The 25,323-nt window shown below is 35.9% G+C and carries 25 protein-coding genes; 13 read left to right on the top strand and 12 right to left on the bottom strand.

The genetic code is table 11. The annotated features are described in order from the left end of the window. Positions 1-29: 29 nt before the first annotated feature. Positions 30-527 carry a hypothetical protein gene (locus KO524_RS05585; protein WP_219291474.1) on the bottom strand — a complete coding sequence of 166 codons (498 nt, stop codon included), beginning with the start codon at positions 525-527 and terminating at the stop codon, positions 30-32. A gap of 631 nt (positions 528-1,158) precedes the next feature. On the opposite strand from KO524_RS05585, the gene KO524_RS05580 reads away from it, so the two are divergent. Then, positions 1,159-2,271, top strand: coding sequence for a tetratricopeptide repeat protein (locus tag KO524_RS05580; RefSeq protein WP_219291471.1), 1,113 nt, complete (start codon positions 1,159-1,161; stop codon positions 2,269-2,271). A gap of 144 nt (positions 2,272-2,415) precedes the next feature. Beyond that, entirely contained in the window at positions 2,416-2,829 is a 414-nt protein-coding gene (locus KO524_RS05575; RefSeq protein ID WP_219291469.1) for a helix-turn-helix domain-containing protein, read from the top strand. A 213-nt stretch (positions 2,830-3,042) separates the two neighbouring features. Here KO524_RS05575 and KO524_RS05570 read toward each other — a convergent pair whose 3' ends face one another. Further along, complete coding sequence (locus tag KO524_RS05570) at positions 3,043-3,687, bottom strand: Abi family protein (RefSeq protein ID WP_219291466.1); 645 nt, start codon at positions 3,685-3,687, stop codon at positions 3,043-3,045. A gap of 858 nt (positions 3,688-4,545) precedes the next feature. On the opposite strand from KO524_RS05570, the gene KO524_RS05565 reads away from it, so the two are divergent. Beyond that, entirely contained in the window at positions 4,546-5,088 is a 543-nt protein-coding gene (locus KO524_RS05565; RefSeq protein WP_219291463.1) for a GNAT family N-acetyltransferase, read from the top strand. Positions 5,089-5,529: 441 nt separating this feature from the next. Here KO524_RS05565 and KO524_RS05560 read toward each other — a convergent pair whose 3' ends face one another. From KO524_RS05560 to aspA, 5 genes are all read right to left on the bottom strand, one after another. Beyond that, positions 5,530-6,171 carry a helix-turn-helix domain-containing protein gene (locus KO524_RS05560; RefSeq protein WP_219291461.1) on the bottom strand — a complete coding sequence of 214 codons (642 nt, stop codon included), beginning with the start codon at positions 6,169-6,171 and terminating at the stop codon, positions 5,530-5,532. A gap of 677 nt (positions 6,172-6,848) precedes the next feature. After that, a complete protein-coding gene (locus KO524_RS05555; protein WP_219291460.1) occupies positions 6,849-8,051 on the bottom strand; it encodes a porin in 1,203 nt (400 codons plus the stop codon). 109 nt (positions 8,052-8,160) lie between these two features. Further along, positions 8,161-9,501, bottom strand: a complete 1,341-nt coding sequence (locus KO524_RS05550) for an anaerobic C4-dicarboxylate transporter family protein (RefSeq protein WP_219291457.1) — start codon at positions 9,499-9,501, stop codon at positions 8,161-8,163. 87 nt (positions 9,502-9,588) lie between these two features. Next, the gene (locus KO524_RS05545) at positions 9,589-10,638 is read right to left on the bottom strand and encodes a type II asparaginase (protein ID WP_219291454.1); all 1,050 of its coding nucleotides are present in this window, start codon (positions 10,636-10,638) and stop codon (positions 9,589-9,591) included. Positions 10,639-10,692: 54 nt separating this feature from the next. Beyond that, positions 10,693-12,105: an aspartate ammonia-lyase gene (gene aspA / locus KO524_RS05540; RefSeq protein ID WP_219291451.1), complete on the bottom strand. Its 1,413-nt coding sequence runs from the start codon at positions 12,103-12,105 to the stop codon at positions 10,693-10,695. Between the two features lie 900 nt (positions 12,106-13,005). Here aspA and KO524_RS05535 point away from each other — a divergent pair. Further along, positions 13,006-13,371 (top strand): hypothetical protein, encoded by a 366-nt coding sequence (locus KO524_RS05535; protein ID WP_219291448.1) that lies wholly within the window; start codon positions 13,006-13,008, stop codon positions 13,369-13,371. A 268-nt stretch (positions 13,372-13,639) separates the two neighbouring features. On the opposite strand, the gene KO524_RS05530 is transcribed toward KO524_RS05535, so the two are convergent. The 3 genes from KO524_RS05530 to KO524_RS05520 form a co-directional block, all read right to left on the bottom strand. Further along, positions 13,640-14,542, bottom strand: coding sequence for a toxin-antitoxin system YwqK family antitoxin (locus KO524_RS05530; protein WP_219291445.1), 903 nt, complete (start codon positions 14,540-14,542; stop codon positions 13,640-13,642). 70 nt (positions 14,543-14,612) lie between these two features. Next, complete coding sequence (locus tag KO524_RS05525) at positions 14,613-14,897, bottom strand: hypothetical protein (protein ID WP_219291442.1); 285 nt, start codon at positions 14,895-14,897, stop codon at positions 14,613-14,615. Next, on the bottom strand, positions 14,882-15,106 hold the full coding sequence (locus KO524_RS05520; protein WP_219291439.1) for a hypothetical protein: 225 nt from the start codon (positions 15,104-15,106) through the stop codon (positions 14,882-14,884). Before KO524_RS05520 ends, KO524_RS05525 begins: the two co-directional genes overlap by 16 nt. Positions 15,107-15,902: 796 nt before the next feature. Between KO524_RS05520 and KO524_RS05515 the strand changes: the two genes are divergently transcribed. Genes KO524_RS05515 through KO524_RS05485 form a run of 7 tightly spaced genes read left to right on the top strand, consistent with a single transcriptional unit; the run spans position 15,903 to position 21,310 of the window. Beyond that, positions 15,903-17,030: an NAD(P)/FAD-dependent oxidoreductase gene (locus tag KO524_RS05515; RefSeq protein ID WP_219291436.1), complete on the top strand. Its 1,128-nt coding sequence runs from the start codon at positions 15,903-15,905 to the stop codon at positions 17,028-17,030. Further along, complete coding sequence (locus KO524_RS05510; protein ID WP_219291433.1) at positions 17,027-17,740, top strand: methyltransferase domain-containing protein; 714 nt, start codon at positions 17,027-17,029, stop codon at positions 17,738-17,740. The genes KO524_RS05515 and KO524_RS05510 overlap by 4 nt, the downstream gene beginning before the upstream one ends. Then, positions 17,737-18,789 (top strand): type III polyketide synthase, encoded by a 1,053-nt coding sequence (locus KO524_RS05505; RefSeq protein ID WP_219291431.1) that lies wholly within the window; start codon positions 17,737-17,739, stop codon positions 18,787-18,789. The genes KO524_RS05510 and KO524_RS05505 overlap by 4 nt, the downstream gene beginning before the upstream one ends. 19 nt (positions 18,790-18,808) lie before the next feature. Next, positions 18,809-19,246, top strand: a complete 438-nt coding sequence (locus KO524_RS05500; protein ID WP_219291810.1) for a 3-hydroxyacyl-ACP dehydratase FabZ family protein — start codon at positions 18,809-18,811, stop codon at positions 19,244-19,246. Next, positions 19,240-20,514 carry a beta-ketoacyl-[acyl-carrier-protein] synthase family protein gene (locus tag KO524_RS05495; protein WP_219291807.1) on the top strand — a complete coding sequence of 425 codons (1,275 nt, stop codon included), beginning with the start codon at positions 19,240-19,242 and terminating at the stop codon, positions 20,512-20,514. The genes KO524_RS05500 and KO524_RS05495 overlap by 7 nt, the downstream gene beginning before the upstream one ends. Before the next feature lie 17 nt (positions 20,515-20,531). Then, the gene (locus tag KO524_RS05490; RefSeq protein WP_219291428.1) at positions 20,532-20,786 is read left to right on the top strand and encodes an acyl carrier protein; all 255 of its coding nucleotides are present in this window, start codon (positions 20,532-20,534) and stop codon (positions 20,784-20,786) included. Continuing rightward, on the top strand, positions 20,783-21,310 hold the full coding sequence (locus tag KO524_RS05485) for a 4'-phosphopantetheinyl transferase superfamily protein (RefSeq protein WP_219291425.1): 528 nt from the start codon (positions 20,783-20,785) through the stop codon (positions 21,308-21,310). Before KO524_RS05490 ends, KO524_RS05485 begins: the two co-directional genes overlap by 4 nt. A gap of 82 nt (positions 21,311-21,392) precedes the next feature. Here the strand turns inward: KO524_RS05485 and KO524_RS05480 are convergent, their stop codons facing one another. Next, positions 21,393-21,872: a GNAT family N-acetyltransferase gene (locus KO524_RS05480; protein ID WP_219291422.1), complete on the bottom strand. Its 480-nt coding sequence runs from the start codon at positions 21,870-21,872 to the stop codon at positions 21,393-21,395. Between the two features lie 97 nt (positions 21,873-21,969). Here KO524_RS05480 and KO524_RS05475 point away from each other — a divergent pair, with 97 nt between their 5' ends. Further along, entirely contained in the window at positions 21,970-22,317 is a 348-nt protein-coding gene (locus KO524_RS05475) for an SdpI family protein (protein ID WP_219291419.1), read from the top strand. A gap of 72 nt (positions 22,318-22,389) precedes the next feature. Here the strand turns inward: KO524_RS05475 and KO524_RS05470 are convergent, their stop codons facing one another. Continuing rightward, complete coding sequence (locus tag KO524_RS05470; protein WP_219291416.1) at positions 22,390-23,385, bottom strand: alpha/beta hydrolase; 996 nt, start codon at positions 23,383-23,385, stop codon at positions 22,390-22,392. 276 nt (positions 23,386-23,661) lie between these two features. Here KO524_RS05470 and KO524_RS05465 point away from each other — a divergent pair, with 276 nt between their 5' ends. After that, complete coding sequence (locus tag KO524_RS05465; protein ID WP_219291414.1) at positions 23,662-25,215, top strand: SDR family oxidoreductase; 1,554 nt, start codon at positions 23,662-23,664, stop codon at positions 25,213-25,215. The last annotated feature ends 108 nt before the right edge of the window (positions 25,216-25,323 follow it).

Below are 25,323 nucleotides of genomic sequence, written 5' to 3'. Positions count from 1 at the left end.
GTTTTTTAAATTACAGTTTCATAAATGCTTTAGCTGTTTTTCAATTTTTTATATTCACGAATTAATTCTTTTAGCTGTCGATTCGATGTAACGTCCACATCTTTATCTGATAAAAAATGTTTAAACCTGAAATTACTTTTGTAATTTTTCAGCATAATTTCTTGATCAATAATCAAAAGTTCATTTCTTAAATGTTGTTTTTCAACTTCTAGTGCACCCAGTAATTCGAATTTATCGCCAAAATCTCTCCTAAAAGTATTGGTTTTAAAGGGAATCGAGTTTAAAATTTGCATTTGTTTTTTTGATTTTAGGTCTAAACCTCCAATGATTCTAATCGCAATTTCTTCAACCTCCGTTTTTGATAAAAGACCTAAATCTTCAGAAGAAAACGATTCAAATGGCTGTTTTTTCTTCCCGTTTTTGTTGTCTGCAGATTTAATCGCAGATTTAGTAGAAACAAATCCACTTCCAAAACATTTTTTACAATTACTATTTAAGCCTTGGCAAGTACAAATTTCAGATTTCATTTATTTTATTGTTATAGTAACTATTTATAAAAAGTACATAATTCATTTGCAAAAATAATCAAATTCTATTTCATAATAGTTGAAAATGTTTTTGTATTATCCCATGCTGTACAACAAGACTCACAAACAGGTGTCGATTCCTACAAAGCTCGATAATTGTCTTGTCCTAAACATGCTATACACAAAAAAAAATCGTTATAGCAAACACTTATTTCCATAACAATTCATGAAATCGTTTATCAACTTCAATAAAATTGTTCAAAACTGATCATTTTGAATTGGAAAACGGAGCATATTATTTTGATATCACCAATGCAGAATACGAAAAGGCACTCGTATTGCCATGATTAATAAATTCGAATTAATTTCGATTGAAAGAGACATCAAACTCTTGGAAGAGAAGAACGCTCGCAATGTACTTATACTTAAGAAAAAAGATTTTAAGGTAGAATAAACTTTTCAAAATAAATAGTTAGTTCATTAATAACATATTTAGCTAAGATAAAAATATGCTTTACTGAATTTTTTTATATTTTCGTCAATAAAAAACAATTTTAGAGAAAATCAAAAGGGCTGAAAGAATGGTACTTCAATTTCCTTCAGCAATTTCTAGTCACCAAAATAAACACTAATGAAACTCATAACAACTACTATTCTATTACTTTTTTCTATAATTTGCGTTAACGCTCAGGACATAGAACTTGATAAATTAAAAAAACTCACTGAATCTAATAATTACGATATTATTGTAGCTGAATACGCTAATAACTACGATAAACTTTCAGCCAAATCGCTATACTACATCGGGCAAGCTTTTTTTATGTTAGAAAATGATACTGATTGTTTAAAATTCATGGATTTATCAATCCAGCTCGACAATCAGGATCCGGCGTCTTATTTTATAAAAGCATCCACATTAAACTATTTAAGTAACTATGAGGAAGCTATAACTAATTTTGAAAAGGCAATTCTATTAAACCCAAATGATGAAAAATTCTATACCGGTCTTGGTGATTCTTATACAATGCAAAAAAACTATATAAAAGCCGCAGAATCATACACCAAAGCAACTAAACTCCCCAATTGTCCTGATCGCTCCTACTATATGTTGGGCCAAGCTTATTCAAGTTTAAAAGATGATGTAACTGCCTTAAAAGCCTTTTATCAGGCAAAAGAAAAAATGACATCCGAATCAGAGTATTATGTAGACACATTGTTTAATATTGGTTTACTGGAATCATTACAGAAGAACTTAGATAAAGCAGAACCCATTTTCAAGGAAATCATTGAAATTTCACCAAATGACTATCACTCTTACGCCAAGCTAATCCAGATCTATTATCACAATAAAACCTACGATAAGGCAGTTGCTTTGAAAAAGACCTTGTATGAGGCACATCGAAAGGGAGAATTAAAAGAAACAAATCTAGAAGACATGTTTTGTATTGATCAATTCGAATGGAAAGGTTATAAAGTATTGGTTTTTGAGCGTTATGAGAATGAAAATAAAGGTAAGATTTACAACAAACACTTATTTTATGTAAACGACAAAAGTGAAAAAACAATGTTGCGAGTTCAAACTGAATTTTCTCCAATTTCAGTGGAATTGGGAGGCTCAAAATATTTACTCTGTGCTAATCAAGGTGCTACTCATATTAATTCTGGTTTAGGTTTTAATGAAGATTACAACTACGAAGGAGTTAAAACGGAAGCAATCAATCTATTTACTCAATATTTAAAATAACGCGATACAAACAACTTTATATAAACGGTAAGCTAGATACTCATTATAGCACCAAAGAAGCATAATCCGAGTGAAGAAACAAATACGCTTACTGCTGATTTTTTAATTAAAAATCCTATATTTGAACATACAATACACAGAGTTATGGCAAACAACAAAATACATCAAGGTCGCAACATCAAACGTTTCCGTGAAATGCTAAGTATCAAACAAGATGCCTTGGCCTTTGAATTGGGCGACGATTGGAACCAACAAAAGATATCCCTACTCGAACAAAAAGAAACGATTGACAACTCTATTTTGGAACAAGTAGCCCGAATACTAAAAATACCCGTTGAAGCCATTGAAAATTTTGATGAAGAAACTGTAATAAATATAATTTCTAACAATACTTTTGATAACTGTGCGCAACCTGCTTCTATTTTCAATAACTCCACAATTAATCCAGTAGACAAAATTATCGAACTTCACAATGAAAAAATCGCCCTATACGAGCGCATGCTTAAGGAAAAAGACGAAATGATGTTACGCTTAGAAAAGCTCATTCAAAACAAATAAGAATCTTTATGACTATATAAAAAAGCTTAACCTTCGGTTAGGCTTTTTTTGCGCTAAAATTACAGACAAGTATTTGGCAAAAGTGGCAGATTAGTGCTTCATATAAAACTATCTCCTAAGTTTGAAGTTGGTACTTTGTGATTAGAATCGCCAATTTCCCGGAGCTCCTTACGGTTATAATGCCTTTAAAAAGAACTAAACCATGAATGATAATTAGAGTCGGTAATTATTGATCTCATCACATAAGCTCAGGACATGATCCAATCCATATAGAAAACCACTTTCATCAATATCCATCCATCTAAACAATTCAATAATTAGATTATAATGCTCTACACTATTTTTAGTACAAATCATTGGCAAAAAAGGCTTAAAACAGATTGGTTCATGATGTGCAATTCTATTGCGCAAATCGTTTATCGATTTTAACTTATTGAATATAAAACTCTGATTAAATTGTATAGACGCACTACTCCTAGGCTTGAGCGGAAAAACCTTTAACAAGCATTGTCCCCCTGCGTAAAACTGCGGTTGTGCAAAAAGATATCTCCAAAACCCAAAATCTAGTGATGCCAAAAGCTTGGTATGCGAATTTATATCTCTACTATTTAAGAGTTTTACAACTATTGATTTCGTTCTCTTACATTTTTCAGTATTGAAAAAACCATTATGAGAAACACTGTCTTGGAGCCAATCCTTACCGTGTTGCTCCATATATTGATCATTTATTTTATTGCGTAATGCAATTTCAAAACAGCTAATAAGTGTAAACATTTCTTGTGACAATTTTAAATTCTTTCGATACAAAGTCATTGCTTTTCTTGTATCAAAACCAGTAGCTTGTAGGTATCGACTCATTCTCGCCGGCGACATAATATTTCAAAATCAATATATTTCATTTAAAACTAGACTTTTATAAAAAAATTATTACATTTGTATTATACTATTCCCGATAGCCCCTGATTTTATCAAGCTATCGGGTTTTTGTTATTTATAGAGTTTGCCGTATTCTTGTGTTGCCTAATATAAAAAACTTTTAAAAGTATAAATTCTATTTTTTACCAAAAAGAATCCAAATCCAGCTACTTCCCCATAAAAGTAACCGCTAGCTCCTTGGGCTATTGAACAATTTTACGATCAAAGAAAAATATTCAATTATATAAAAGCTGTGTTTGCATATTTATTAGGAATGTTTACATTTATGATTGTAGTGATGGTAATCGGAACCATTACAGACTTAATTTTACAACATTAAAAAATGAAAAATAAAATTGGCTTTAATTTAGTTTTCGCAATACTTGCATTTCCTATAGGATTAGCACTGTTAAAAGAATTTGACTTTAATACTTATACATTTAAGAAAACCGCCTTAGGAATACTTTACCTGGTTACGTTTATCCTTTGTGTTTTTCTGACGTTTAAAAAGAAGAGTCAATAAGGCAAGAAGTAAAAACGGCACCTAACTAGCAGTTCGTCAAAATTTCGGGGTTTACAAATCTTCAAACTTTCTATATACGATACCGCCGATGCAATGTGCATTGGCTTTTTTTATTTAATTTAGCTACTGGCCCGCAAGGTTGGATACGTATTTGCCAAATGGAACTTTCCGTTCAATTTAACCGACACTTGATCATGCTGCCGAACCGAGATAGCCCATTTCGTGAACCCTACTCGAAAAGAAAAACTTTCAATAAAAAAGAAAAACCTTAAACAAACATGAATATCAAGATTGAAACCGAAAGACTATTTTTAAGAGAGATGGTAGCCAGTGATGAAAAAGGATTATTTGAATTGGATAGTAATGCTGCTGTTCATACCTATTTGGGAAATAATCCCATAAGCACTCGCGATGAAGCGGCAAAATACATTGAATTCGTACAACAACAATACAAAGAAAACGGCGTTGGACGTTGGGCGGTAATTGACAAAGAGACAGGCGAATTTATAGGTTGGTCCGGTATTAAACTTATCAAAGAACCGATGAATAATCATCATAATTTTTATGAAATTGGATACCGTTTTATTGAAAGATATTGGGGAAAGGGACTTGCTACAGAAACCACTGTTGCGCTAGTTCAATATGCTTTTGAAAACTTGCAAACAGAAAAAATTTACGCCATTTGCCACATCGACAATAAAGGTTCCAAAAACGTTTTGCTAAAAAGCGGTTTAAAATTCATAGAAACGTTTGATTATGAAGGAACGGAACACAATTGGTTTGAATTAAATAAGAGTGAATGGCTTAATGCAAAACCTTAACGAAAACCACCTTAAAAGCTGCGTAAAGAAAACCATAACCGAAAATAATTTTTAACTACAAAGTATTAGGGTTTCATTGAGTAAAAAAGTTTAAAAATCGTACCTACTTTTGCCCTCACATACATTTTTTTGTAAAAAATAAGCAACTAAATTATTGCCACCAAAGACAATTTAGATGTTGCTGTAAATTCAACCGCTTTGTACTTAACGAGGATGCTTAGCATAGATATAAAAACAAAAATAATATTGAAACTACCCCATTTTGATAACGATTAAAAAGAAAGCACCCTTATATGCAGTCTATGGAAGGCAATACGGAATATTTTCAGCAAAGCATTAAAAGATATGAGGAAAATAATAGGCAACAAAAACTTCAAAATCATTGACAACAGTTCCCATTACCCCTTCGTCGATCAACAAGTGTAATGTTAAGCTTTATGGTCACAGAGAAATTCTATTGGTAGAAAAAGTTCCTTTTACCTCCCAAAATTCTCTGATTCGATCGGTTTTGACAATTTTGTCTTTAAAGGCTGAGTTGTCGTTGGTAAATGCCAATTCATATTCATTGACAAGCGTTTTAAATCGCATTATAAAAATGCCTTTTTTATTTTTTACCAATACGTAAATTCTGCCTTCAACCAAATGTTCCATAGCCACTTTTTGGCAAATTACAAAACTACTAACGCCGATAGTTGGTGCCATATTTTCAGTAATTACTTGAAAGGCAATTTCACATTTTTCTAAAAATGGGAAATAATAGGGAGTCAAATTAGGCATGATGATTTTAGATTCCAATAAATATTGAAACTGTAAATCTGAAGTAATCATTTTAACCCCATTTTTATCCTCTCCGTCCACTTCACTATGTGCGATTCTCAATTTGTTGATTCCATAGAAAAGTTCGTTTAAATCGACTTGATTGAGCTCACAGATATCAATAATAGATTCAAACTGCAAACTATTTCTCTTTTTCCAAGAAGTTATCGTATTGGGTTTAACATTTAAGAGCGTAGACAACTGTACGTCAGTTTTAACGTTTAAGTATAATTTAAGTCTATTTAAAACAATAGTAGCATCGAGCATAAAACAGTCAGATTTTATTCCATAATTGAAAATTTACCAAAAAACAGCCCGCCTTGCAGTTTCAATTTGTGTACAAATGAAATTCATATATAAAAACGCCTTTGCACGAATATTACAATTAGAACCACAGCGTGTTTAAAATAAGCTGCTTTTGGGAATTAACAATCAAACAAGTATAATACGAAGAACAATTGGTCCAAAATCTAAGTATAAACATGCATACGACAGCGTAAACCACCTCTATAAATACTTTAATTAAACCTTATAAAAACCTATCTATTAACGATGCTGTAACATCATCGCCTCAACACTTAGAGAAAACAGTAAATAAAATCAATCCTTCCCTATATAATTACCTGCTCAGAAAATTATATTAATTAATGCAACAAAAATAGCTAACATCTACATAGCCTAACTACCTATAGAACGTAAAAAAACACCTCTAAAAGTTTTTTTTAAAAAGACGTTTATCAAGATTAGGGTGAGTATTGTAACCTATTTGTTGTAATTTGTAAGTACAAGCAAGCCGTGTAAGCTGTGGAATTAAAATAGAGCCTGTTCTTTACTGATCAAAAAAATAATGCTTAAAAGGCAGCTTTTAATAAACAAAACGAGGCTGTCTCATAAAGACAGCCTCGTTTCATATTTCTGCACAATATAATTAGTAAAACAATATATTATAATACTAACAATGGAGCGATAAATCCGATACCCAAAAAGCCGGTAGTATAATCTTTAACACCAAAGGCAGTTTCAGCATATTTGGTATAATCGTACTTACGAGCTGTATAGGCAATATAAAAGCGGATATTCATATCTTTAAAAGGCATGTATTCCACCATTGGGATAAGACCGTAACTCGTTGACAATTTTGAACTCGCGTTGGCATCTGGATTATCATTCCACGAATGCGTTGCATTCATAGCCGTTAAGAGAACATTAATCTTAGGTGTTACGAGATACTCCGCTCTGAGCCAATTGGCTATATATTTCGTTTTTTGTGTAGCATAAGGATATTGTGAGTTTACAATATCAGATGCAATCCCCAAACGATCAAGCGCTTCATCGCGATATTGGAAATCGTAATACAAAACGAAATTTTTGGCTTTATACTTATTTCCCAATGCAAAATAGTTCATATTGGTATTCTTGGCTTCATTAAAGAAACTGTAACTATAGGTCGTTTCAAATTTACCGTCAAAAAAACTACCTCGCCAGTTCCCCACTGCTGCTAATGGAAATTTAGAAGCCGTAATATTGGGTGGTGCACTGGCTCCATATTGCTCTTCATAACTTTTGGTTCTCGAATTCAATACCTGAAAGGAAAATGAATTTTTCCCATCTGCCAATGTATGTGATATTCCCGCACCTACTAAAAAGTTATCGGCATATTCGATGATATCATTGTATGTAATGATATCAATTGGATTGAGATCAAATTCGTATCCACCCCAATCAGCGCATAGTTTTCCAACGGATATATTTGTTCTTGGTGACAAATCAACTTTTATAAAAGCCAAATCCACGGACCTACTGATATTATCTAGATCTCCTGGAAGTTGTTCTCTAGTATATCGATTTCGAAACCTGAAATACACCCTATCGTGGATTTTACCTTTGATTTCAAACCGAAACTGATCGGCATTAAATTTTGAAACCATATGACTACCATCGGTAAAAGAACTATTAAAAGCCATCCGCGTATTAAAAATGACATCTACGTCCCTCAAAAGCGACTGCTTTGAAACGGGAATTAACGATTTGGCGGAATCCGTAATAATAAAATTCCCTAGATCCGTCTGCTTTTGCATCTGATCTACTTGTCCAAGTACAATAAGCGGAAAAAATCCGATTATCATATAGAAGAAAAATTTTTTCATATGTTGATTTTTTAAATATTAATATTCATATGAAATCGCTTCATCTTCAGGGGGTTTGGGGGAGTCAAACGCTTTACTATAGCGATAACATGATGACACTTTGAGCGTTTTATAACAAAAAAGAGCCCAATAAAAACCCTGCGGCAATGGCTACAGCAATGGTGACCACACCGGGGACAAAAAAGCTGTGATTGATGACGAATTTTCCGATTTTAGTACTTCCCGTTCTATCGAAATTTATCGCTGCTAACAAAGTAGGATAGCCCGGTAAAACGAAGTCACTATTCACTGCTGGAAAAATCGCAATTAATGCCGATGGTGGTAAACCTAGCGCAATCCCTAATGGCATCATGGTTTTGGTTGTTGCGGCCTGACTAAACATTAGCGCTCCCATGATAAACACCGCGATGGCAAAAGTCCAAGGATACTCTGAAACGATTCCTCCTAATGCCTTTTGTATGATAGCATTGTTAGACGACATAAACGTAGAACTCATCCATACCACTCCAAATACGGAAACTACGGCCGAAGCCATCGAGACAAACAAACTGGCTTTGGTAACTTCTGTAGTGGTGGTTTTTGTAATCAACATCATCGCAGCGGAGGCCGTTAGTGTGATTACACTGATTATGGTAACCATGGTTAATGAACCATCAGCCTTTACTGCCAGAGATTCAGCACCAGCCTCAAAACTCGGAACGATAGCGGGAAATGCTCCAGCAATTACGATTAACAGTATGGCTACACCAAATATTAAAACGGATGTTTTAGCACCCGGTTTTAAAACAACCTCTTTACCTTCCATACCACTATTCATCGATTTCGCAAATTCCGGGTCTTTCATCTTCTCGATAAAAATCGGATCATCGTTCAGTTCCACACCCTTCTTTACTACAGAAAAGCAGCCGATTAATAAACCGATAATACTGGCCGGAATACAAATCATCATGATGTCGACCATGGCGCCATGATAGGCCAAAATAACAACTAATGCAGCAGTAGCAGCACTCATTGGACTTCCCGTTAGTGCCAAATGCGAAGCAATAACCGAAATACTTAAAGGACGTTCCGGACGAATACGCTTCTTAGCAGATACTTCTGAAATGATTGGTAATAAGGAATAAACAATATGGGCGGTACCTGCAAACAGGCATAAAAAATAAACGGTAAATGGTGCGATAAAAGTTATATTCGATGGATTACTACGTATGATTCTTTCAGCCAAACTGACTAAATAATCCAACCCACCACTCGCTTGTAATGTAGCTGCTGTAGTAACAATAGCCATAATGATTAGCATCACATCTAGAGGAGGATCCGTCGGCTTCATCTTAAAAATAAAGATAAAGATAAATAGGCCGACCATCCCCATAACTCCCAACCCAATTCCTTTCATCTGCGATCCTATAAGGATCATAGCAATGAGAATAGCAAATTCAATCCAGATCATAGTTAGAATTTTAAGTTAATACCTACTTTGTTGTTGTTGAAAAAAAGAGAATCCATATCAGATTACAGATTCTCTTTCTTAAGGATATTAATAATCAAAGAAATTTTGCTGAATTGTCGCTCTATTAGAAGTTTCTGTCAAGGATAACATCAATAAAACCCTAGCTTTTTGTGGATTCAAATCATCGGAAACTACAAATCCCAGTTCGGCATCTTTAACCTCGTTATCCAAAGTGATACGACCAGAACCCGCACGACCAGAACGGCATACGATGATTCCTTTTTTGGCAGCTTCTGCTAAAGCTTTGCCTACTGGAGCATTAAAATTACCGTTACCCATACCTGCATATACCACTCCTTTTGGTCCAGAATTGGTTACACAATACACACTGTTTGGATTGGCATCCGCATATCCGTAGATAATCTCTACCTGCGGTAAAGAATTTAACTTGGTTACATCAAATTTTTTCTGAGGACTTCTCAACGACTGGTAGTAGTACTGCACTTTACCGTCATAAATCAAACCTACCGGACCGAAGTTTTTAGATTTAAAAGTTTCCAAATCCGTAGTACTGGTTTTGGTAACATCTCTAGCGTCAAAAACCTTTTCGTTCATCGCAACCAGTACGCCTTTACCAACACTCTTAGGATCTGCAGCAACCACAATAGCATCTAATAAATTTCTATTACCATCCTGGCTCATAGCTGTTGATGGACGCATAGCACCTACAATAACTACAGGTTTATCAGACATGGTTGTCAAATCTAGAAAATAAGCAGTTTCTTCCTGCGTATCCGTTCCATGTGTTACTACAACAGCGTCTGCCTCATCATTTTTAAAAATATCATTGATCCTTTTAGTCAGCTTTAACCAAGTCGCAATATTCATATCTTGACTGCCAATTGAAGCAATTTGCTCACCGGTAATTTTTCCATAATTATGAATTTGCGGTACCGCGTTTAACAAATCGTCTATAGGCACTTTACCTGCGGTATAGGCTGCTTTTGTAGATGATTCTCCAGAACCAGCAATTGTCCCTCCAGTAGCCAAAATAATAATCCTAGGACTAACTTTAGACTGAGATTGTACTTGTAATGTTACAGCGAAAAGCAGTAACAATAGAATGTTCTTTTTCATAATTTTACTTTTTCTTAGCTATTAATTAAAAAATTTAAATTCGTTTATTAAGGGTTAAGAGGTTATAAATTTGGGGTTGATTAAGTTTTCTAATGAATAAATTTCATCCCATTTTGCTTGCGTAATTAGCTTGCGCTCCACTACGGCAATTTGATGCACACTTTTATTTGTTTTTAAGGCTTCACCAGCTATACTAGCACTCTCCTCATAACCAAGTATAGGATTTAACTGAGTCACAATTCCGATACTGTTCATCACCAAATTATAGCAATGCGTCTCGTTTGCAGTGATACCGTTAATACATTTGGTAATTAAGACATCTATAGCTTTTGCTAAATAGTCTAAGGAAGTAAACATGGCAAAAGCGATAACCGGTTCCATTACATTTAATTGCAATTGACCCGCTTCTGCAGCCATGGTTACCGTTAAATCTTGACCAATTACATAAAAACAAGTTTGATTTACGACTTCCGGTATAACAGGATTTACTTTTCCGGGCATAATTGAAGAACCCGGTTGGCGTGCAGGTAGATTGATTTCGTTAAAACCGGTTCTCGGTCCAGAGCTTAATAAACGCAGGTCATTACAAATCTTGGAAACCTTAACCGCAGTTCTTTTCATGGTCCCCATAATTTGCACATAAGCTCCTGTATCTACTGTAGCTTCAATTAAATCTGGCGCTAATGTCAACGGAATTCCGACTTCTTTAGCTAAGTATTTAACGCATAGCTCCGGATAGCCTTCAGGAGCATTTACTTTGGTTCCTATAGCCGTAGCTCCCATATTGATTTCTAGCAATAAACTCTGAGCGTCTTTAAGTCGTTTAACATCCTCACCAATCGTAGTAGCGTAGGAATTAAACTCTTGTCCTAAAGTCATCGGTACCGCATCCTGAAGTTGGGTTCTACCCATTTTCAAAACACTTTTAAATTCATTCCCCTTCGCTCTAAAAGCGACTTCCAGCTTTTCTAAAGTTTTAATAAAGCTATCCATCTTAAGATATAACGCAATTCTAAATGCTGAAGGATAGGCATCATTAGTAGATTGTGAGCAGTTTACATGGTTGTTCGGATGTAAAAAAGTGTATTCGCCCTTTTTATGTCCTAAGAATTCCAATCCTATATTGGCAATCACTTCATTGGCATTCATATTGACAGAGGTTCCAGCACCACCTTGAATAAGATCAGAAACAAATTCATGATTGAATTTACCTGCGATTACCTGATCACTTCCATAACAAATGGCTTCAGCAATTTTTGCATCCAAGGCACCACAATCTCTATTTGCCATGGCTGCACCCTTTTTTACATAACCTAAAGCTTTAATAAATAAAGGTTCTTTAGAAATGGGAATTCCCGTTATATTAAAATTTTCAACAGCTCTAAAAGTTTGGATTCCATAGTATAAATGATCTGGAATATCTAACTCTCCTAAAAAATCATGTTCTCTTCTTGTTGATGTTTTCATAATTAAATTATATTATAGTTTATAATGGTTATCAGCAGTTAAAACAACGCGCAATCACGCCTAATTAATTCTTATTTTATATCGTAAACCCAACTAATGACCAAGGGATTTCGTTACATATGATCTAGTAAATTAAAATAATCTCATGGGAAAACCTCTTAAAATTTGAATAATAGGTTTTTAACATTTGCAACGGACTAAAAAACATCCATTTCCTCAGCAATTTCAAAAATCATCAATGGTTAAATATTGATTAATCCCTGACTAAAGATATAAAAAAAATGATAAATCTTTTATTAAAAAGCAAATTTGTTTTACATATACTATGGGTGTTTTCTAATTTTTTGTGTTTTATTTAAAATAAAAAAACATAATTATATAAAAAATATCGCTAAAAAAAAGTGATAGAAAATAAATAAAAGTCATTATTTAACATTTAAAACAAAATAAACTAAAAGTGTTGAATTTATCGTAAAAGTGATTTTAAGTCGCTGCTGCCTTTCTCAATTCTATCTTTATAAATGCTGTAGGTCACTATCGTTTACTATTTTCTTTTTTACCGAACTCCTATTCGCTTTCAAAGTTTTACATCCGAAATGAAATAGTCCTTCAGTTACAGACTCGTTGAATCCTATATACCTTAACTGATGCCTAATAAAATCGTTCTAATTAGAATTTTTGGAGCTCATTCTAAAAAAAGTTCAACTTAAAATAGTGCTATGAAAAAATTTGTAGTTTTGGTGTTAATGTCGTTGGCTTCTTATAACGTAAACGCGCAATTTCAACCAACCGCCACCAAGCTTAAAATCATTAAAGAATCTAAAATATCTGCCCTTATTAACAACTGCTTTTCAGGAGTTTCTCCTAGTAGCATTTGAGATTGCGTCTTTAGAAACCCTTTTGATCAGCGGACAGTATCACGGCGACGAATCCAGACGAATACAAGTAATTCAAAATGAGTTTGATCGCTTACCCCAATTAAAAGTACTGAACATCTCCAATAGAGCCTTTACTAGTTTACCCAGCTCTATGGAGCATTTAAAGAATCTAAATGAATTGTATCTCGATGGAAATAAAATGCGTGTTTTTCCCGATCTTGTAAAAAGATTTTCAAAACTAGTGGTTTTTGGCATGAGTAATAATCCTCTAGATTTTGAGGCTTATAAACAGTCCATAAAAGGTATAAAGTGGCGCGGATTACTGTATTTGGCGGATGTGGGTTTTACCCGAATCTCAATACGAAGAATTACAGCGTTTACTTCCTAAGCACGACTTGTATTATTAAAGTTCAATACGAAAGCGCTTAAAAACACTAAAACAACGGTTCTTAATGATTTGCGGCTGCCTATTCACCCTTTTAACGAAACTGATGGCTCTATATTCCCGTTTTCAATTTATCTCCTGCAATACATAATCTAAAAGCAAACTGTCTCATACAGTAGAAAAGTGATTTATGAGCAGAACCAGCTTACTACTTTCTCTTCACGTGAATCTATTTGATTCAAAATTCAATTATTCAAAAAACAGCTGTACCCTACTCGATTCGCACGCCATTTTCAAAATAAAAACTTTTGATAAGATTTCCCTTTTCATCAAACTTTTCCAAAAGTCCATCTAGTTTATCACTTTTGCGATTTCCACTAATAGCTACGGCTCCATTATCATGGTACAGCCACGATACACCGCTAAACTGCCCTTTAACGTAAATACCTTCAGCCTCTATTTGACCTTTGATTGTCCATTGTTGGTACGGACCTTCCAAGGTATCATTTTTAAAATAACGAATAGATTTTTTGATCCCGCTGTCATACCATATTTCACTTTTACCTTCTTTGATTCCTTTTTTCCAACTTAATTTTATATCCATTTGACCATTGGCAAAAAAAGAAGTACTTACACCATCTTCTAAATCGTTTTTCCAATTTGAAATATCCTTTATACCACCATTTTCAAAATACCAAGTCACCACGCCTGTATTGTTAACAAAATCTTGAACCCATTCGGGTTGCCCATTTTTATAATATCGTATCCAATCGTCTTTAAACTTATTATCCGTCACCGTGCCTTTTTGGTATACACTACCGTTTTGATAATATTCAATAAAGCCACCATTTTTCACATAGATCTCACGAGTTGTATCTGGAGTGATGACTTTATATCTAATCAATTCTTCATTTATTCCATACACAAAAACGGTGTCTATTATTCTTTTGTCTTTTAGTTTTCCTTTTTCATAAATCTTACCGTTATAATAAAACATATAATATACACCATCTTTAGCCGTTGTCTCTTTACCTGTACGTATCCAAAATCCTTCTCCTGTCTTGTCATCAATCCAATATACCCAATCCTCATTGCGCTTAGAAGCATCATCAAAGTCCGAATTTTTACACCCAAAAAATAATAAGGCAAGAACTAGTAAAAGGTATTTTGTCATTATAATATATTTATTAATAGTTTATTTTGTGAATACGCCCATTCGCAGATTCATCGATTATGCATTTAATTTATACTTTTTTTTTAGCTTTTAAAATAGCATTTATTTCTTGAGGAAGCTGTGTCCCGATAAGCAAACTGCGGTTATTGCTCAAAACTATTTTTAAAGCCTTATTGCCCTTTACAGTAAATGCTTGACCATCCTTACCATTGCGAATCCCCCAACCCATATAGTCCCTTAAGGGGGCATATTCAACAATAGAAATACTTTTTATGTCCTCCCATCGATAAAAATGCGGATCGGAAAACGGTCTAAAAACAAATTGTATTCCATTGGTTTTTATCTGAGTAACCAATTGAATGTTGAAAAAAAAAAAAAAAAAATCAGATAGAAACCCATAAATATAAGCAGGGCTCCATCATTGATGATTTGATCACCAAATGCTACATGAAACAACAATTGACTAGTTGCAATATAAAGCATAACACCAAAGGGAATCAATAAGATTAGGACTAACCACCATGCGTTAAAACGTTGTTTTTCCTCAAATAAAATGATACTCATGATTAGATTCCTTTTTTGCGAATATAAACTTTTTCAATTAGTTAACCTCCTTTTCATTTACTTGTCTAAGTAACGAACATTTCACTATATTTCGCTATTCTAACAAACCAAGCATGCAAAAAACGGAAATCGAAATATTTTACCCGACCACGCTCATTGCATGGCGAAAATGGTTAGAAGAAAACCATCTCTCCACCGGCTCAGTATGCTTGGCATACTATAATAAAAGATCTACAAAAATTCCATTACTTGGAGTGAAGCGGTGAACGTTGCCTTGTGTTTTGCTTGGATAATCGCTTGTACTCGCCAAAAAAGATAAAACACAACAAAAAAGGATTAATGAAATTATAAAAAAACACTAATGCTCGGATACTTACTTTTATAAAAAAATTATGGCTTTTAATATATTTTAGTTATTTTAGTAAAAAATATCCGCAATATAAAAAACCTTGTTTTGCCATAAATTTGAAATGACATTTATTTGCAAAAAAAGGTGTAAAACACAACCATAACCACCTTAAAAATAACGGATTATAATGAAAAAATCACTCTTAACAACTCTTTATATAACACTATTAATCATCTGTGTTTTCATGATTAAAATGGAAATTATGGAAATTAATTATCCCATATTAATTGTAGCCTTTATAACGATTCCTATCACACTTTATTTGAAATTTAGGAAAAAACAACTATAAACTTAAGTCCAATAGACCGTGAGTTTAAATCCGTAACAAAAATCAAAATAAACCCAGTTAAACTTGGTACTATTTCATTTTTATAGTTAAATTGCTGTATGAAAACGAATCCCAAGGTAATTATTATTGGTGGTGGCCTTGCGGGACTAGTAGCGGCTATACATTTATCAAACAGCGGATTAAGCGTTATGCTTATTGAGAAATCGGCATATCCACGGCATAAAGTCTGTGGTGAATATGTTTCCAATGAAATTTGTTCCTATCTCGAAGAATTGGGGGTTGATGTCCAATATCTAAAACCAACAAGCATTACGCAACTCGAATTTAGTAACCGTCAAGGTAAATTGGTAAATGCCTCACTTCCCTTAGGTGGTTTTGGTATTAGTAGGTATGCGCTAGATTATTATTTATACCAAAAAGCGTTGGAAAACGGTTGTACTATTATACAGGCCCTTGTTACGGCAGTTGATTTTTCCGACGAGCTGTTTGACGTCACTACTCCTGATCAAGTTTTTAGAAGCAAAATGGTATTAGGAGCTTACGGAAAACGCTCGAATTTAGATCTGGCTTTAAAACGCGATTTCATTCATAAAACAGCAGCTTGGTTGGCCGTAAAAGCACATTATTCCAGTGATTTCCCCAACAATCTTGTTGCCTTACACAATTTTAAAGGCGGTTATTGCGGTGTTTCCAAAGTAGAAAACAACAGTGTGAACATCTGTTACTTAGCCGATTATAAGACTTTTAAAAAATATAAAAACATTGCCGATTATCAACGTGAAGTATTGTACACAAATAAACACCTTAAGGCAGTCCTTGAAAACAGTACCCCTTTGTTTGAGAAACCGCTAACAATCAGTCAAATATCCTTTGATAAAAAACCAACAATAGAAAAGCATATATTGATGATCGGCGATACCGCCGGACTGATTCACCCGCTTTGCGGCAACGGCATGGCCATGGCTATACATGCGGCAAAAATAGCGTCAGAATTGGTCTTGGATTTTTACAATGGTAAAATAGCCTCTCGTAAACTTTTAGAACAATCCTATGCCGCACAATGGGAAAATCATTTCGGTAAACGCTTGTTTATGGGTCGGATTTTAGCCAAAGCTTTACAATATGAAAGTTTGACCAATATATTGTTCCATTTCGCAACTACCATACCATCCCTCTTGCCCTGGATTATCAAGCAAACCCACGGTAAACCCATAGCCATCTCATGAGCATCAACATCAAATACCGAACCGAAAAAACCGAAATCATGGACGATTTTTCGCTTGAAGGCGAAGAACTAGTCGAGGCTTTGGATAAAATTGCGAGAATCAATCAACTCTTAGGAGGTAACAAACTCACTATTAATGGCCTACGCAAGCTATTAAAACAAACGGATTGTTCTAATACCGTTTGCATTGCTGATATTGGCTGTGGAAATGGCGATATGCTGCGAATGTTGGCCACTTTCGGCATCAAGAATGGCTTAAATTTTAAGTTAATAGGAATTGATGCCAATGCTTTTACCGTAAATCACGCTCGAAAATTATCGGCCAACTACCCCAATATTACCTACGATTGTATCGATATTTTTAGTGCGGATTTTCAAAATTTGAAATACGATATTGCTTTATGTACGCTAACCCTACATCATTTTTCAAATGAAAAAGTAATGGATTTAATCACTATATTTAATTCGAACGCCCGATTGGGAGTCGTGATAAACGATTTGCAACGCAGTAAACTGGCCTACAGGCTATTTATTATTATTAGTATTGTTTTCGGATTAAAACACATGTCTAGAGAAGACGGTCTTGTATCGATATTGAGGGGTTTTCGAAAAGAAGAACTCATCAATTTTTCCGAAACTTTACAATTAAGAAATTATACCGTGCTGTGGAAATGGGCCTTTCGATACCAATGGATAATCACTAAGATATGAACGTAAAGATAGTAACGGTTGCCAAGCAACTACCGCAATATTCCCGCACTACAACCGAAATACTTCCTTATCTGGATATTTGGTTGCAGGGACAAGACGACCGCTTTATAAAAAAAGTAAAAAAGATTTTTGAAAGTGCAGCCGTTCATAAACGCTATTCCATTATGGAACCTCAGGAGGTGTTTACAGCCACTTCTTTTGAAGAAAAAAACGACATTTACTGTCGAGAAGTGATCGTTTTGGGAGAGCAGGTTCTCCAAAAAGCATTGGACAAAGCCCAATGGGATCCGCAATCGCTAGACTATATTATTACGGTGAGTTGCACCGGTATTATGATACCGTCCTTAGACGCTTATTTGATCAATAAAATGAAACTTCGTCAGGACATCGTTAGGCTTCCCGTTACCGAAATGGGTTGTGCGGCTGGGGTTTCGGGTATCTTATATGCTAAAAACTTCCTTAAAGCCAATCCGGGTAAACGCGCTGCAGTCATCGCGGTTGAAGCCCCTACAACCACTTTTCAACTCGATGATTTTTCAATGCCGAATATCGTTAGTGCCGCAATCTTTGGCGATGGAGCGGCCTGTTGTCTTTTGTCGTCTCATGAATCCGATTCCGGTCCTGTTATACTCGACCAAGAGATGTATCACTTTTATGACTCAGAACAAATGATGGGTTTTAAACTGACCAACGGCGGTTTACAAATGATTTTGGACATCGAAGTTCCCAACACCATTGCATTGCATTTTGACAAAATCATACACCCTTTTTTAGAAAAGAATCAAATAACGATCAAGGATATCGATTATATGATCTTTCATCCCGGTGGTAAAAAGATTGTAGCTACTGTTGAGGAGTTATTCTCTGGTTTGGGAAAAGACATCGACGACACCAAAGAGGTATTGATGCAATACGGCAATATGTCTAGTGCTACAGTGCTTTATGTGTTAGAACGCATAATCGACCGTAAACCCCAAGCGGGAGAAAGGGGGTTGATGCTGAGTTTTGGTCCAGGATTTTCGGCACAACGGGTTTTATTACAATGGTAATTTATTAAAAAAACAGATGATGAACTTAAATGATATTATAGCACAATTGCCCTATACCAAACCTTTTTTATTTGTAGATGAATTGCTTCATGCCGATGAAAATGGCGTAATAGGAACTTATACCTTTGACGAAAAGCTCGATTTTTACCAAGGCCATTTTAAAAATAATCCGGTAACTCCGGGGGTAATTTTAACCGAAACCATGGCACAAATCGGTATGGTCTGTCTGGGAATTTTCTTGCTTCATAACGAACTTAAAAAAGATACGGTTATCGCCTTTACCTCGGCAGATGTACAGTTTTTAAAACCGGTCTATCCCAATGAAAAAGTTACCGTTAGCTCACAAAAAACGTTCTTTAGGTTTGGAAAACTTAAATGTGAGGTGGTGATGAAAAACGAGGCGGGTCAGGAAGTCTGCAAAGGCACCTTATCCGGTATGATTACCGCTAGATTATGAAACGCGTAGTAATCACAGGACTGGGTGTGGTGGCCCCAAATGGGGTTGGAATTCCTATGTTTACACAGGCAATAAAGCATGGTGTTTCGGGAATTCGGCACGACATTCAGTTACAACAATTGCAATTTTCCTGTCAAATAGCTGGGCAGCCAGAGATTTCAGCAGCACTTAAATCGGAATATTTCACCGAACTCGAACTTCGCGGTTTTAACAGTACGGGAATCTTATACGGTGTTGTAGCAGGTATAGAAGCCTGGAAGAACGCTGGACTGCCTATGGATAAAAATTCCAATCCCGATTGGGATAGCGGAACTATATTTGGTGCGGGTACATCGGGTATCGATAAATTTCGTGAAAGCATTTATAAAATAGACGGATTGCAAACGCGAAGGTTGGGCAGTACTGTTGTTGCTCAAACCATGAATAGCGGTATTAGTGCATACCTGGGCGGCAAATTGGGATTGGGCAATCAAGTCACGACCAACTCTTCTGCCTGTACAACGGGAACCGAAGCCATATTAATGGCTTATGACCGCATACAATTAGGCAAAGCCAAACGCATATTAGCTGGCAGCACTGGAGACAGCGGTCCGTATATTTGGGCCGGATTCGACGCTTTACGCGTTTGCAGTTCGAAATACAATGATGCTCCCCAAGCCGGTTCCCGTCCGATGAGTGCTACGGCATCGGGATTTGTACCCGGGAGCGGCGCAGGCGCCTTAGTCATCGAAGATTTGGATAGCGCCTTAGAACGGGGTGCTACTATTTATGCTGAAATACTTGGTGGACATATAAATTCCGGCGGACAACGCGGCACAGGTAGTATGACAGCACCTAATAGTGAAGCAGTACAACGTTGTATTTCCCAAGCTCTAAAAAATACCGGTACAGAAGCATCAAGGGTTGACGCCATCAATGGTCATCTCACAGCAACGTCCAAAGATAGCTTGGAAATTGAAAACTGGACCAAGGCACTCCAACGCAGCGGTGCTGATTTCCCTTATATCAACTCCTTAAAAAGCCTGACGGGACATTGCCTAAGCGCTGCTGGTAGTATAGAAAGTGTAGCTACCGTATTACAGCTTTACCACGGATTTGTATTTGGCAACATCAATTGCGAAGACCCAAATCCGGAAATCACCTCTCTAATCGATTGTTCACAAATACCACGACAAACGCTGTATACCGATTTAAACATCATAGCCAAAGCAAGTTTTGGTTTTGGCGATGTTAATGCTTGCTTGGTCTTTAAAAAGTATAACAATTAATCTTACAATCTTAAAACATGAACAAAGAAGAACTTATCGAACAATTAAAAAATATCGTAAAACCTTATACCGATCAATTTGAGGCTCATAAAAACCTTACAGAAAAAACAGATTTTATCAAGGATCTCCAGATCAATTCAGCTAATCTAGTTGATATTGTACTCGATATTGAAAGCGCTTTTGATATCATTATAGATAATGCCGAAATGGAACGCATGCTCGATGTTAAAACCGCTATGGAAATCATACAGACCAAATTGGCTGCTAAATGATCGGCAACGACGTTATTGATTTGCAACTCTCCCGTTGTCAAAGTAATTGGCAGCGCAAGGGTTTTATACAAAAATTGTTTGTAGAAGAGGAACAGTTATATATAGCCCATAGTTCTGATCCCGAACTAGCAGTTTGGCTGTTATGGAGCATGAAAGAAGCCGCTTATAAAATTTATAACCGGCAAACCAAAATACGAGCATACATTCCCAAAAAGCTGATTTGCAACTTAGTTATACATAATAAAACCATGGCACTAGGTCAGGTTTTCTGCGAAGGAGTGTATTACTATACCCAATCATATTTATCTCCTGATTGTGTACATACTATAGCAACAGCACTGTTGTCCGATTTAAATCAGGTTGTTGAAATTGACAAAACGGAGGTTATAAAAGACCATAACGGCATTCCCAATCTGATTAACGAAGCTAAAAATAGCTTGCAGCCCGTTTCGATAAGCCATCACGGTCGCTTTGAAAAAGTGGTTGTTATCAGTTCTCCAAAACCGAATTACTTTCCCTTGTAAAAAAGGTTTTAACGAATCAGCAGGCTCCGCTTACAAATCTTAACTTCAAGACCAAAAACATTTCTTTAGAATCTATAAAAACTTAGTCACCGATTTGCATTCGCATCGTTGTGGTAAACTTTTTAAATCCCGCCTTTTCATAAGCGCGAATAGCCGCAGTATTTTCATAATACACCTCGAGTTTGATTTCGCTAACTCCCTTGTTTAAAAGCCAATTCTTTAATTGGATAAGCAACAGATTACTGATACCTTGACCTCTGTATTCTGGAGTTACAAACATAAAACCGATATAACCAAAAGCATCGTGAATCTGAAAATCCTTGGTAGACCGTAGTTGTGCATAACCACATCCAATAAGTTGATTGTTGACTTCCGCTACTAAAACTTCTGTAGTGCTGTCGTCTATCATTTTGCTGATGTCGTAATAAAATAGCTCACCTTGTTTTAAGGTCGGATCAAATGGTCGCTCGGCATCGACTAACTGTTGTAAAAAAACATTTAATTGAGGTAAATCAGCTGCAGTAGCGGTTCTAATTATTGTATTTATCGAGATATCTTCCATATTTCAAAGATAAAAAAATTTTAATCATTAAGAATTTGAGATTGTATCGTCTATTTAATATATTGCCGATTATAATTTAAAAACGCTATTACAAGTCATGATGATACCTTCTTTATGTGCGGCTGCAGTTATGTTGGTGTTACTCTTTATAAGTTGGAAATACACTCCAGCGACACCGAGTTTTTTTGGATATAAAAGCCGTTTATCTGTCAAAAATGACGAAACTTGGGTTTATGCCAATAAACTAGCTAACAAAATATTTTTGTTTAATATCATCGCCCTAATCTTATTAAGCCTAATAGCTCCTTACCTATTTGAAGAAGAAACCGCAGTAGTATTTCCTTTATTTGCATTTGCCTTTTTATCTGTACTCGTAGTTCCTATTGTTGAGGTGTTTTTAAGACGGAAATTTGATAAAAATGGTATTCGAAAAGATCAATTGTAAACCTTAAATATCTTGGTTGTAATAAAGATTTGAGTTTGATAATGAACATCATTCAACAAAACAGCATCGATCTCAATTAGCCGCTAACCAAATCTCCCAATCTCTGACTACTTTTCCCCAATTTTTCACTTGATAATTGGGAATGTTGTTTTGATCAACTGGGAAAAAATTGTGTTCGGTACCTATAACAGGTATAAAGCTAAAATTTTTCTTTCCTTGACGGATGATTTCGACGCGTAAATAATCGTTTGCAGAGGCACTCCAGTCTTTGGTTCCATAAGTGACCAAAACCGGAATTTTCAACTGTTGCAGATGGTTTATCGAAGGTTCAGAAAATTCATAAGTTGCGCGATAGGTATCTCCGTGCTCGTCGCTCAGATTCGTTTTGTCGTCAACGACATTTTGCCAATATGCCAGAGCATTTTCTGCATTGGGCTGTTCGACCGTTTCGCTAAATCGATACTCTGTAATAATAGACATAATCCGCCCAAGTGGATTGCCCCCAGAGTAGATTAAATGCGTAATTTTATCACAATCGAGAGCCATTTTTGCCGCTACAGTACTTCCTTCGGAATGTCCGGCTACCACTAGTCTTTCTGAAGAAACCCAAGCGAGGTTTTGCAGGTATTTAATCACTGCGATATTGCGGTGGGTATAATAACTCAAATAATTGCGATCTGTATATTCAACAGGTACTTTTCCAGTGCTGTCGATGTAAGTTTGGCTCTTTTTATCCAAATCTTTAATTTCCACCATTAGGGGAATATACGGTTTTCCCACAATCACTAAGTGGTATTTTTGAGCCAAACTATCCGTATTAAAGTGGAAAGTTGGATACTGACCGCGTTCGTCATATCTGATAAGCGGTTGTGGTAAACTACCTTGACATAGAAAAAAGAGCGGTTTTTTTATATTTTCCTCCCCTTTTTTGGATTTAATCAAGATATCGACTGGATCTCCATTGTAGGTATATTCTATATGTTGTAAACCAAAGTCTTCTGGTTTTTTTGCCTGTCCAAGAGCGACATAAGAAAGTAATACTAAACAAAGTAATAGTTTTATACGCATGCTTTTATTTTTTGGTGATTGAGCTAAAATATAATATAATAACAATCAACTTTCTAAAAGCATTGTTAAATGATTGCAACAATTCAACAGAAGGTACTTTTACGGTTTTAGGAGACCCTTAATAAATATTTTTGCTTCTATATGATTTCGATCGTGTGCTTTGAATTAGGCGGTTTTTGAAAATGTGCACTTCAAGTATTATTTCACCATAAATATTACGCGCTTAAAACCTATCTTTGCACCCTTGGTGTTTTTGCCAAGATTGAATTGTTTTTTATGATGACGAACGAGGAAACACCTTCTATTCAAGAGATAAGTGCCGCAGATATTGACAGATGCATTGCTTTATTAACACAACTCAACACGGATACCGATCAGATTTTTGATATACCCAAAGAGCAACGCACGGCCTTGATTAAGGCTGCAGGTCAATTTTCACGACCGGATCGCGATGAACTGGCGCGCAGAAAAAAAGACGGAAGGCTGGTTGCTAAACGCAAAAAGGAAAATAAGGACAAAACTGCTCGTAAAGTGACGGGAATTCGTCATGCTCGAGAAGCGGCTGTTTTCGTTGCACCAAAATTACTGGCTTATAACGACTTAGTTCGAAAAGAACCTTTGGAATTGGAAACACCAAGAAATTGTTATGTTTGCAAAACCCGCTTTACTACCCTACACCACTTTTACGATACTATGTGTACCGATTGTGGCGATTTTAACTATGCCAAACGCTTTCAAACAGCCGATGTCAAAGGGCAGTTAGCCGTAATCACCGGATCGCGATTAAAAATTGGTTATCACATCACTTTGATGTTATTGCGCGGTGGAGCAACGGTTGTTGCAACTACCCGTTTTCCAGTGGATTCCGCTATTCGTTTTGCCAAGGAATCCGATTTTATGGAATGGGGACATCGCTTAAAGATTCACGGATTGGATTTGAGACATATACCAAGTGTAGAAATCTTTTGCAATTATATTGAACAAAAATACGGTCGCTTGGATATACTAATCAACAATGCCGCTCAAACCGTACGTAGACCATCTGGTTTTTATGCCCATTTGATGGATAACGAGCAACGTCCCATTGAATCGCTACCCAAGGCGGTACAAGAGTTGTTACTCGATCATACAGCCTGTTTACAGGAATTAAAGTTATTGACCAGCGGTGCTTCATCGAATCAAAACATGCCGGTAACTTGGCACGGTCCCGAACCGGGAATTGGATTGCGAGCTTCTGCCCAATTATCACAGATTCCCTATTCGTTTGACAAGGCCCTCGTCGCCACAGAAGTATTCCCTGAAGGCGAATTGGATGCCGATTTACAGCAGGTAGATTTGCGCAAAACCAACAGCTGGCGTTTAAAACTCGGGCAGATTGAAACCACGGAAATGATTGAAGTGCAATTGGTCAATTCCGTAGCACCCTTTGTGTTGTGCAACCGCCTTGCAGAAGTAATGAAGAAAGATCAAACCGGTCAAAAACACATCATCAATGTCTCTGCGATGGAGGGCAAATTCTACCATGGCTATAAAGACGACCGTCATCCGCATACCAATATGGCCAAAGCAGCACTAAACATGCTTACACATACAGCAGCAGCTTCTTTAGCAAAAGAGGGAATTTATATGAATGCCGTCGATACGGGTTGGGTAACCGACGAAGATCCGGCAGAAATGGCCAAGAGAAAACAAGAAGAAGAAGATTTTCAACCACCTCTAGACATCGTAGATGGTGCCGCTAGAGTTATGGACCCCTTATTTGACGGAATCAATACAGGTAAGCACTGGTGTGGTAAGTTTTTAAAAGATTATGTTCCCATAGCGTGGTAATTCACGTAATTATCTATATACTATAAAGATGCCCAGCAAAAACTGGGCATCTTTTTTGTTCTTTACCGTAAATAGCCTAACTTTTTATTTGGATAATAGCCTTAAATA

Origin of the sequence: Flavobacterium sp. NKUCC04_CG, from assembly GCF_019345525.1 — a bacterium.
GTDB lineage: Bacteria > Bacteroidota > Bacteroidia > Flavobacteriales > Flavobacteriaceae > Flavobacterium.
This window is presented reverse-complemented; position numbering and strand designations above follow the sequence as displayed.

What these genes read in the sequence shown, in the direction of transcription:
- KO524_RS05570 (WP_219291466.1), bottom strand. Translation starts at nt 3,687, where the DNA reads ATGAGTCGATACCTACAAGCTACTGGTTTTGATACAAGAAAAGCAATG.
- KO524_RS05575 (WP_219291469.1), top strand. Translation starts at nt 2,416, where the DNA reads ATGGCAAACAACAAAATACATCAAGGTCGCAACATCAAACGTTTCCGT.
- KO524_RS05560 (WP_219291461.1), bottom strand. Translation starts at nt 6,171, where the DNA reads ATGCTCGATGCTACTATTGTTTTAAATAGACTTAAATTATACTTAAAC.
- KO524_RS05470 (WP_219291416.1), bottom strand. Translation starts at nt 23,385, where the DNA reads ATGCGTATAAAACTATTACTTTGTTTAGTATTACTTTCTTATGTCGCT.
- KO524_RS05545 (WP_219291454.1), bottom strand. Translation starts at nt 10,638, where the DNA reads ATGAAAAAGAACATTCTATTGTTACTGCTTTTCGCTGTAACATTACAA.
- KO524_RS05580 (WP_219291471.1), top strand. Translation starts at nt 1,159, where the DNA reads ATGAAACTCATAACAACTACTATTCTATTACTTTTTTCTATAATTTGC.
- KO524_RS05510 (WP_219291433.1), top strand. Translation starts at nt 17,027, where the DNA reads ATGAGCATCAACATCAAATACCGAACCGAAAAAACCGAAATCATGGAC.
- KO524_RS05465 (WP_219291414.1), top strand. Translation starts at nt 23,662, where the DNA reads ATGATGACGAACGAGGAAACACCTTCTATTCAAGAGATAAGTGCCGCA.
- KO524_RS05485 (WP_219291425.1), top strand. Translation starts at nt 20,783, where the DNA reads ATGATCGGCAACGACGTTATTGATTTGCAACTCTCCCGTTGTCAAAGT.
- KO524_RS05505 (WP_219291431.1), top strand. Translation starts at nt 17,737, where the DNA reads ATGAACGTAAAGATAGTAACGGTTGCCAAGCAACTACCGCAATATTCC.
- KO524_RS05515 (WP_219291436.1), top strand. Translation starts at nt 15,903, where the DNA reads ATGAAAACGAATCCCAAGGTAATTATTATTGGTGGTGGCCTTGCGGGA.
- KO524_RS05480 (WP_219291422.1), bottom strand. Translation starts at nt 21,872, where the DNA reads ATGGAAGATATCTCGATAAATACAATAATTAGAACCGCTACTGCAGCT.
- KO524_RS05550 (WP_219291457.1), bottom strand. Translation starts at nt 9,501, where the DNA reads ATGATCTGGATTGAATTTGCTATTCTCATTGCTATGATCCTTATAGGA.
- aspA (WP_219291451.1), bottom strand. Translation starts at nt 12,105, where the DNA reads ATGAAAACATCAACAAGAAGAGAACATGATTTTTTAGGAGAGTTAGAT.
- KO524_RS05490 (WP_219291428.1), top strand. Translation starts at nt 20,532, where the DNA reads ATGAACAAAGAAGAACTTATCGAACAATTAAAAAATATCGTAAAACCT.
- KO524_RS05475 (WP_219291419.1), top strand. Translation starts at nt 21,970, where the DNA reads ATGATGATACCTTCTTTATGTGCGGCTGCAGTTATGTTGGTGTTACTC.
- KO524_RS05555 (WP_219291460.1), bottom strand. Translation starts at nt 8,051, where the DNA reads ATGAAAAAATTTTTCTTCTATATGATAATCGGATTTTTTCCGCTTATT.
- KO524_RS05565 (WP_219291463.1), top strand. Translation starts at nt 4,546, where the DNA reads ATGAATATCAAGATTGAAACCGAAAGACTATTTTTAAGAGAGATGGTA.
- KO524_RS05500 (WP_219291810.1), top strand. Translation starts at nt 18,809, where the DNA reads ATGAACTTAAATGATATTATAGCACAATTGCCCTATACCAAACCTTTT.
- KO524_RS05520 (WP_219291439.1), bottom strand. Translation starts at nt 15,106, where the DNA reads ATGAGTATCATTTTATTTGAGGAAAAACAACGTTTTAACGCATGGTGG.
- KO524_RS05585 (WP_219291474.1), bottom strand. Translation starts at nt 527, where the DNA reads ATGAAATCTGAAATTTGTACTTGCCAAGGCTTAAATAGTAATTGTAAA.
- KO524_RS05530 (WP_219291445.1), bottom strand. Translation starts at nt 14,542, where the DNA reads ATGACAAAATACCTTTTACTAGTTCTTGCCTTATTATTTTTTGGGTGT.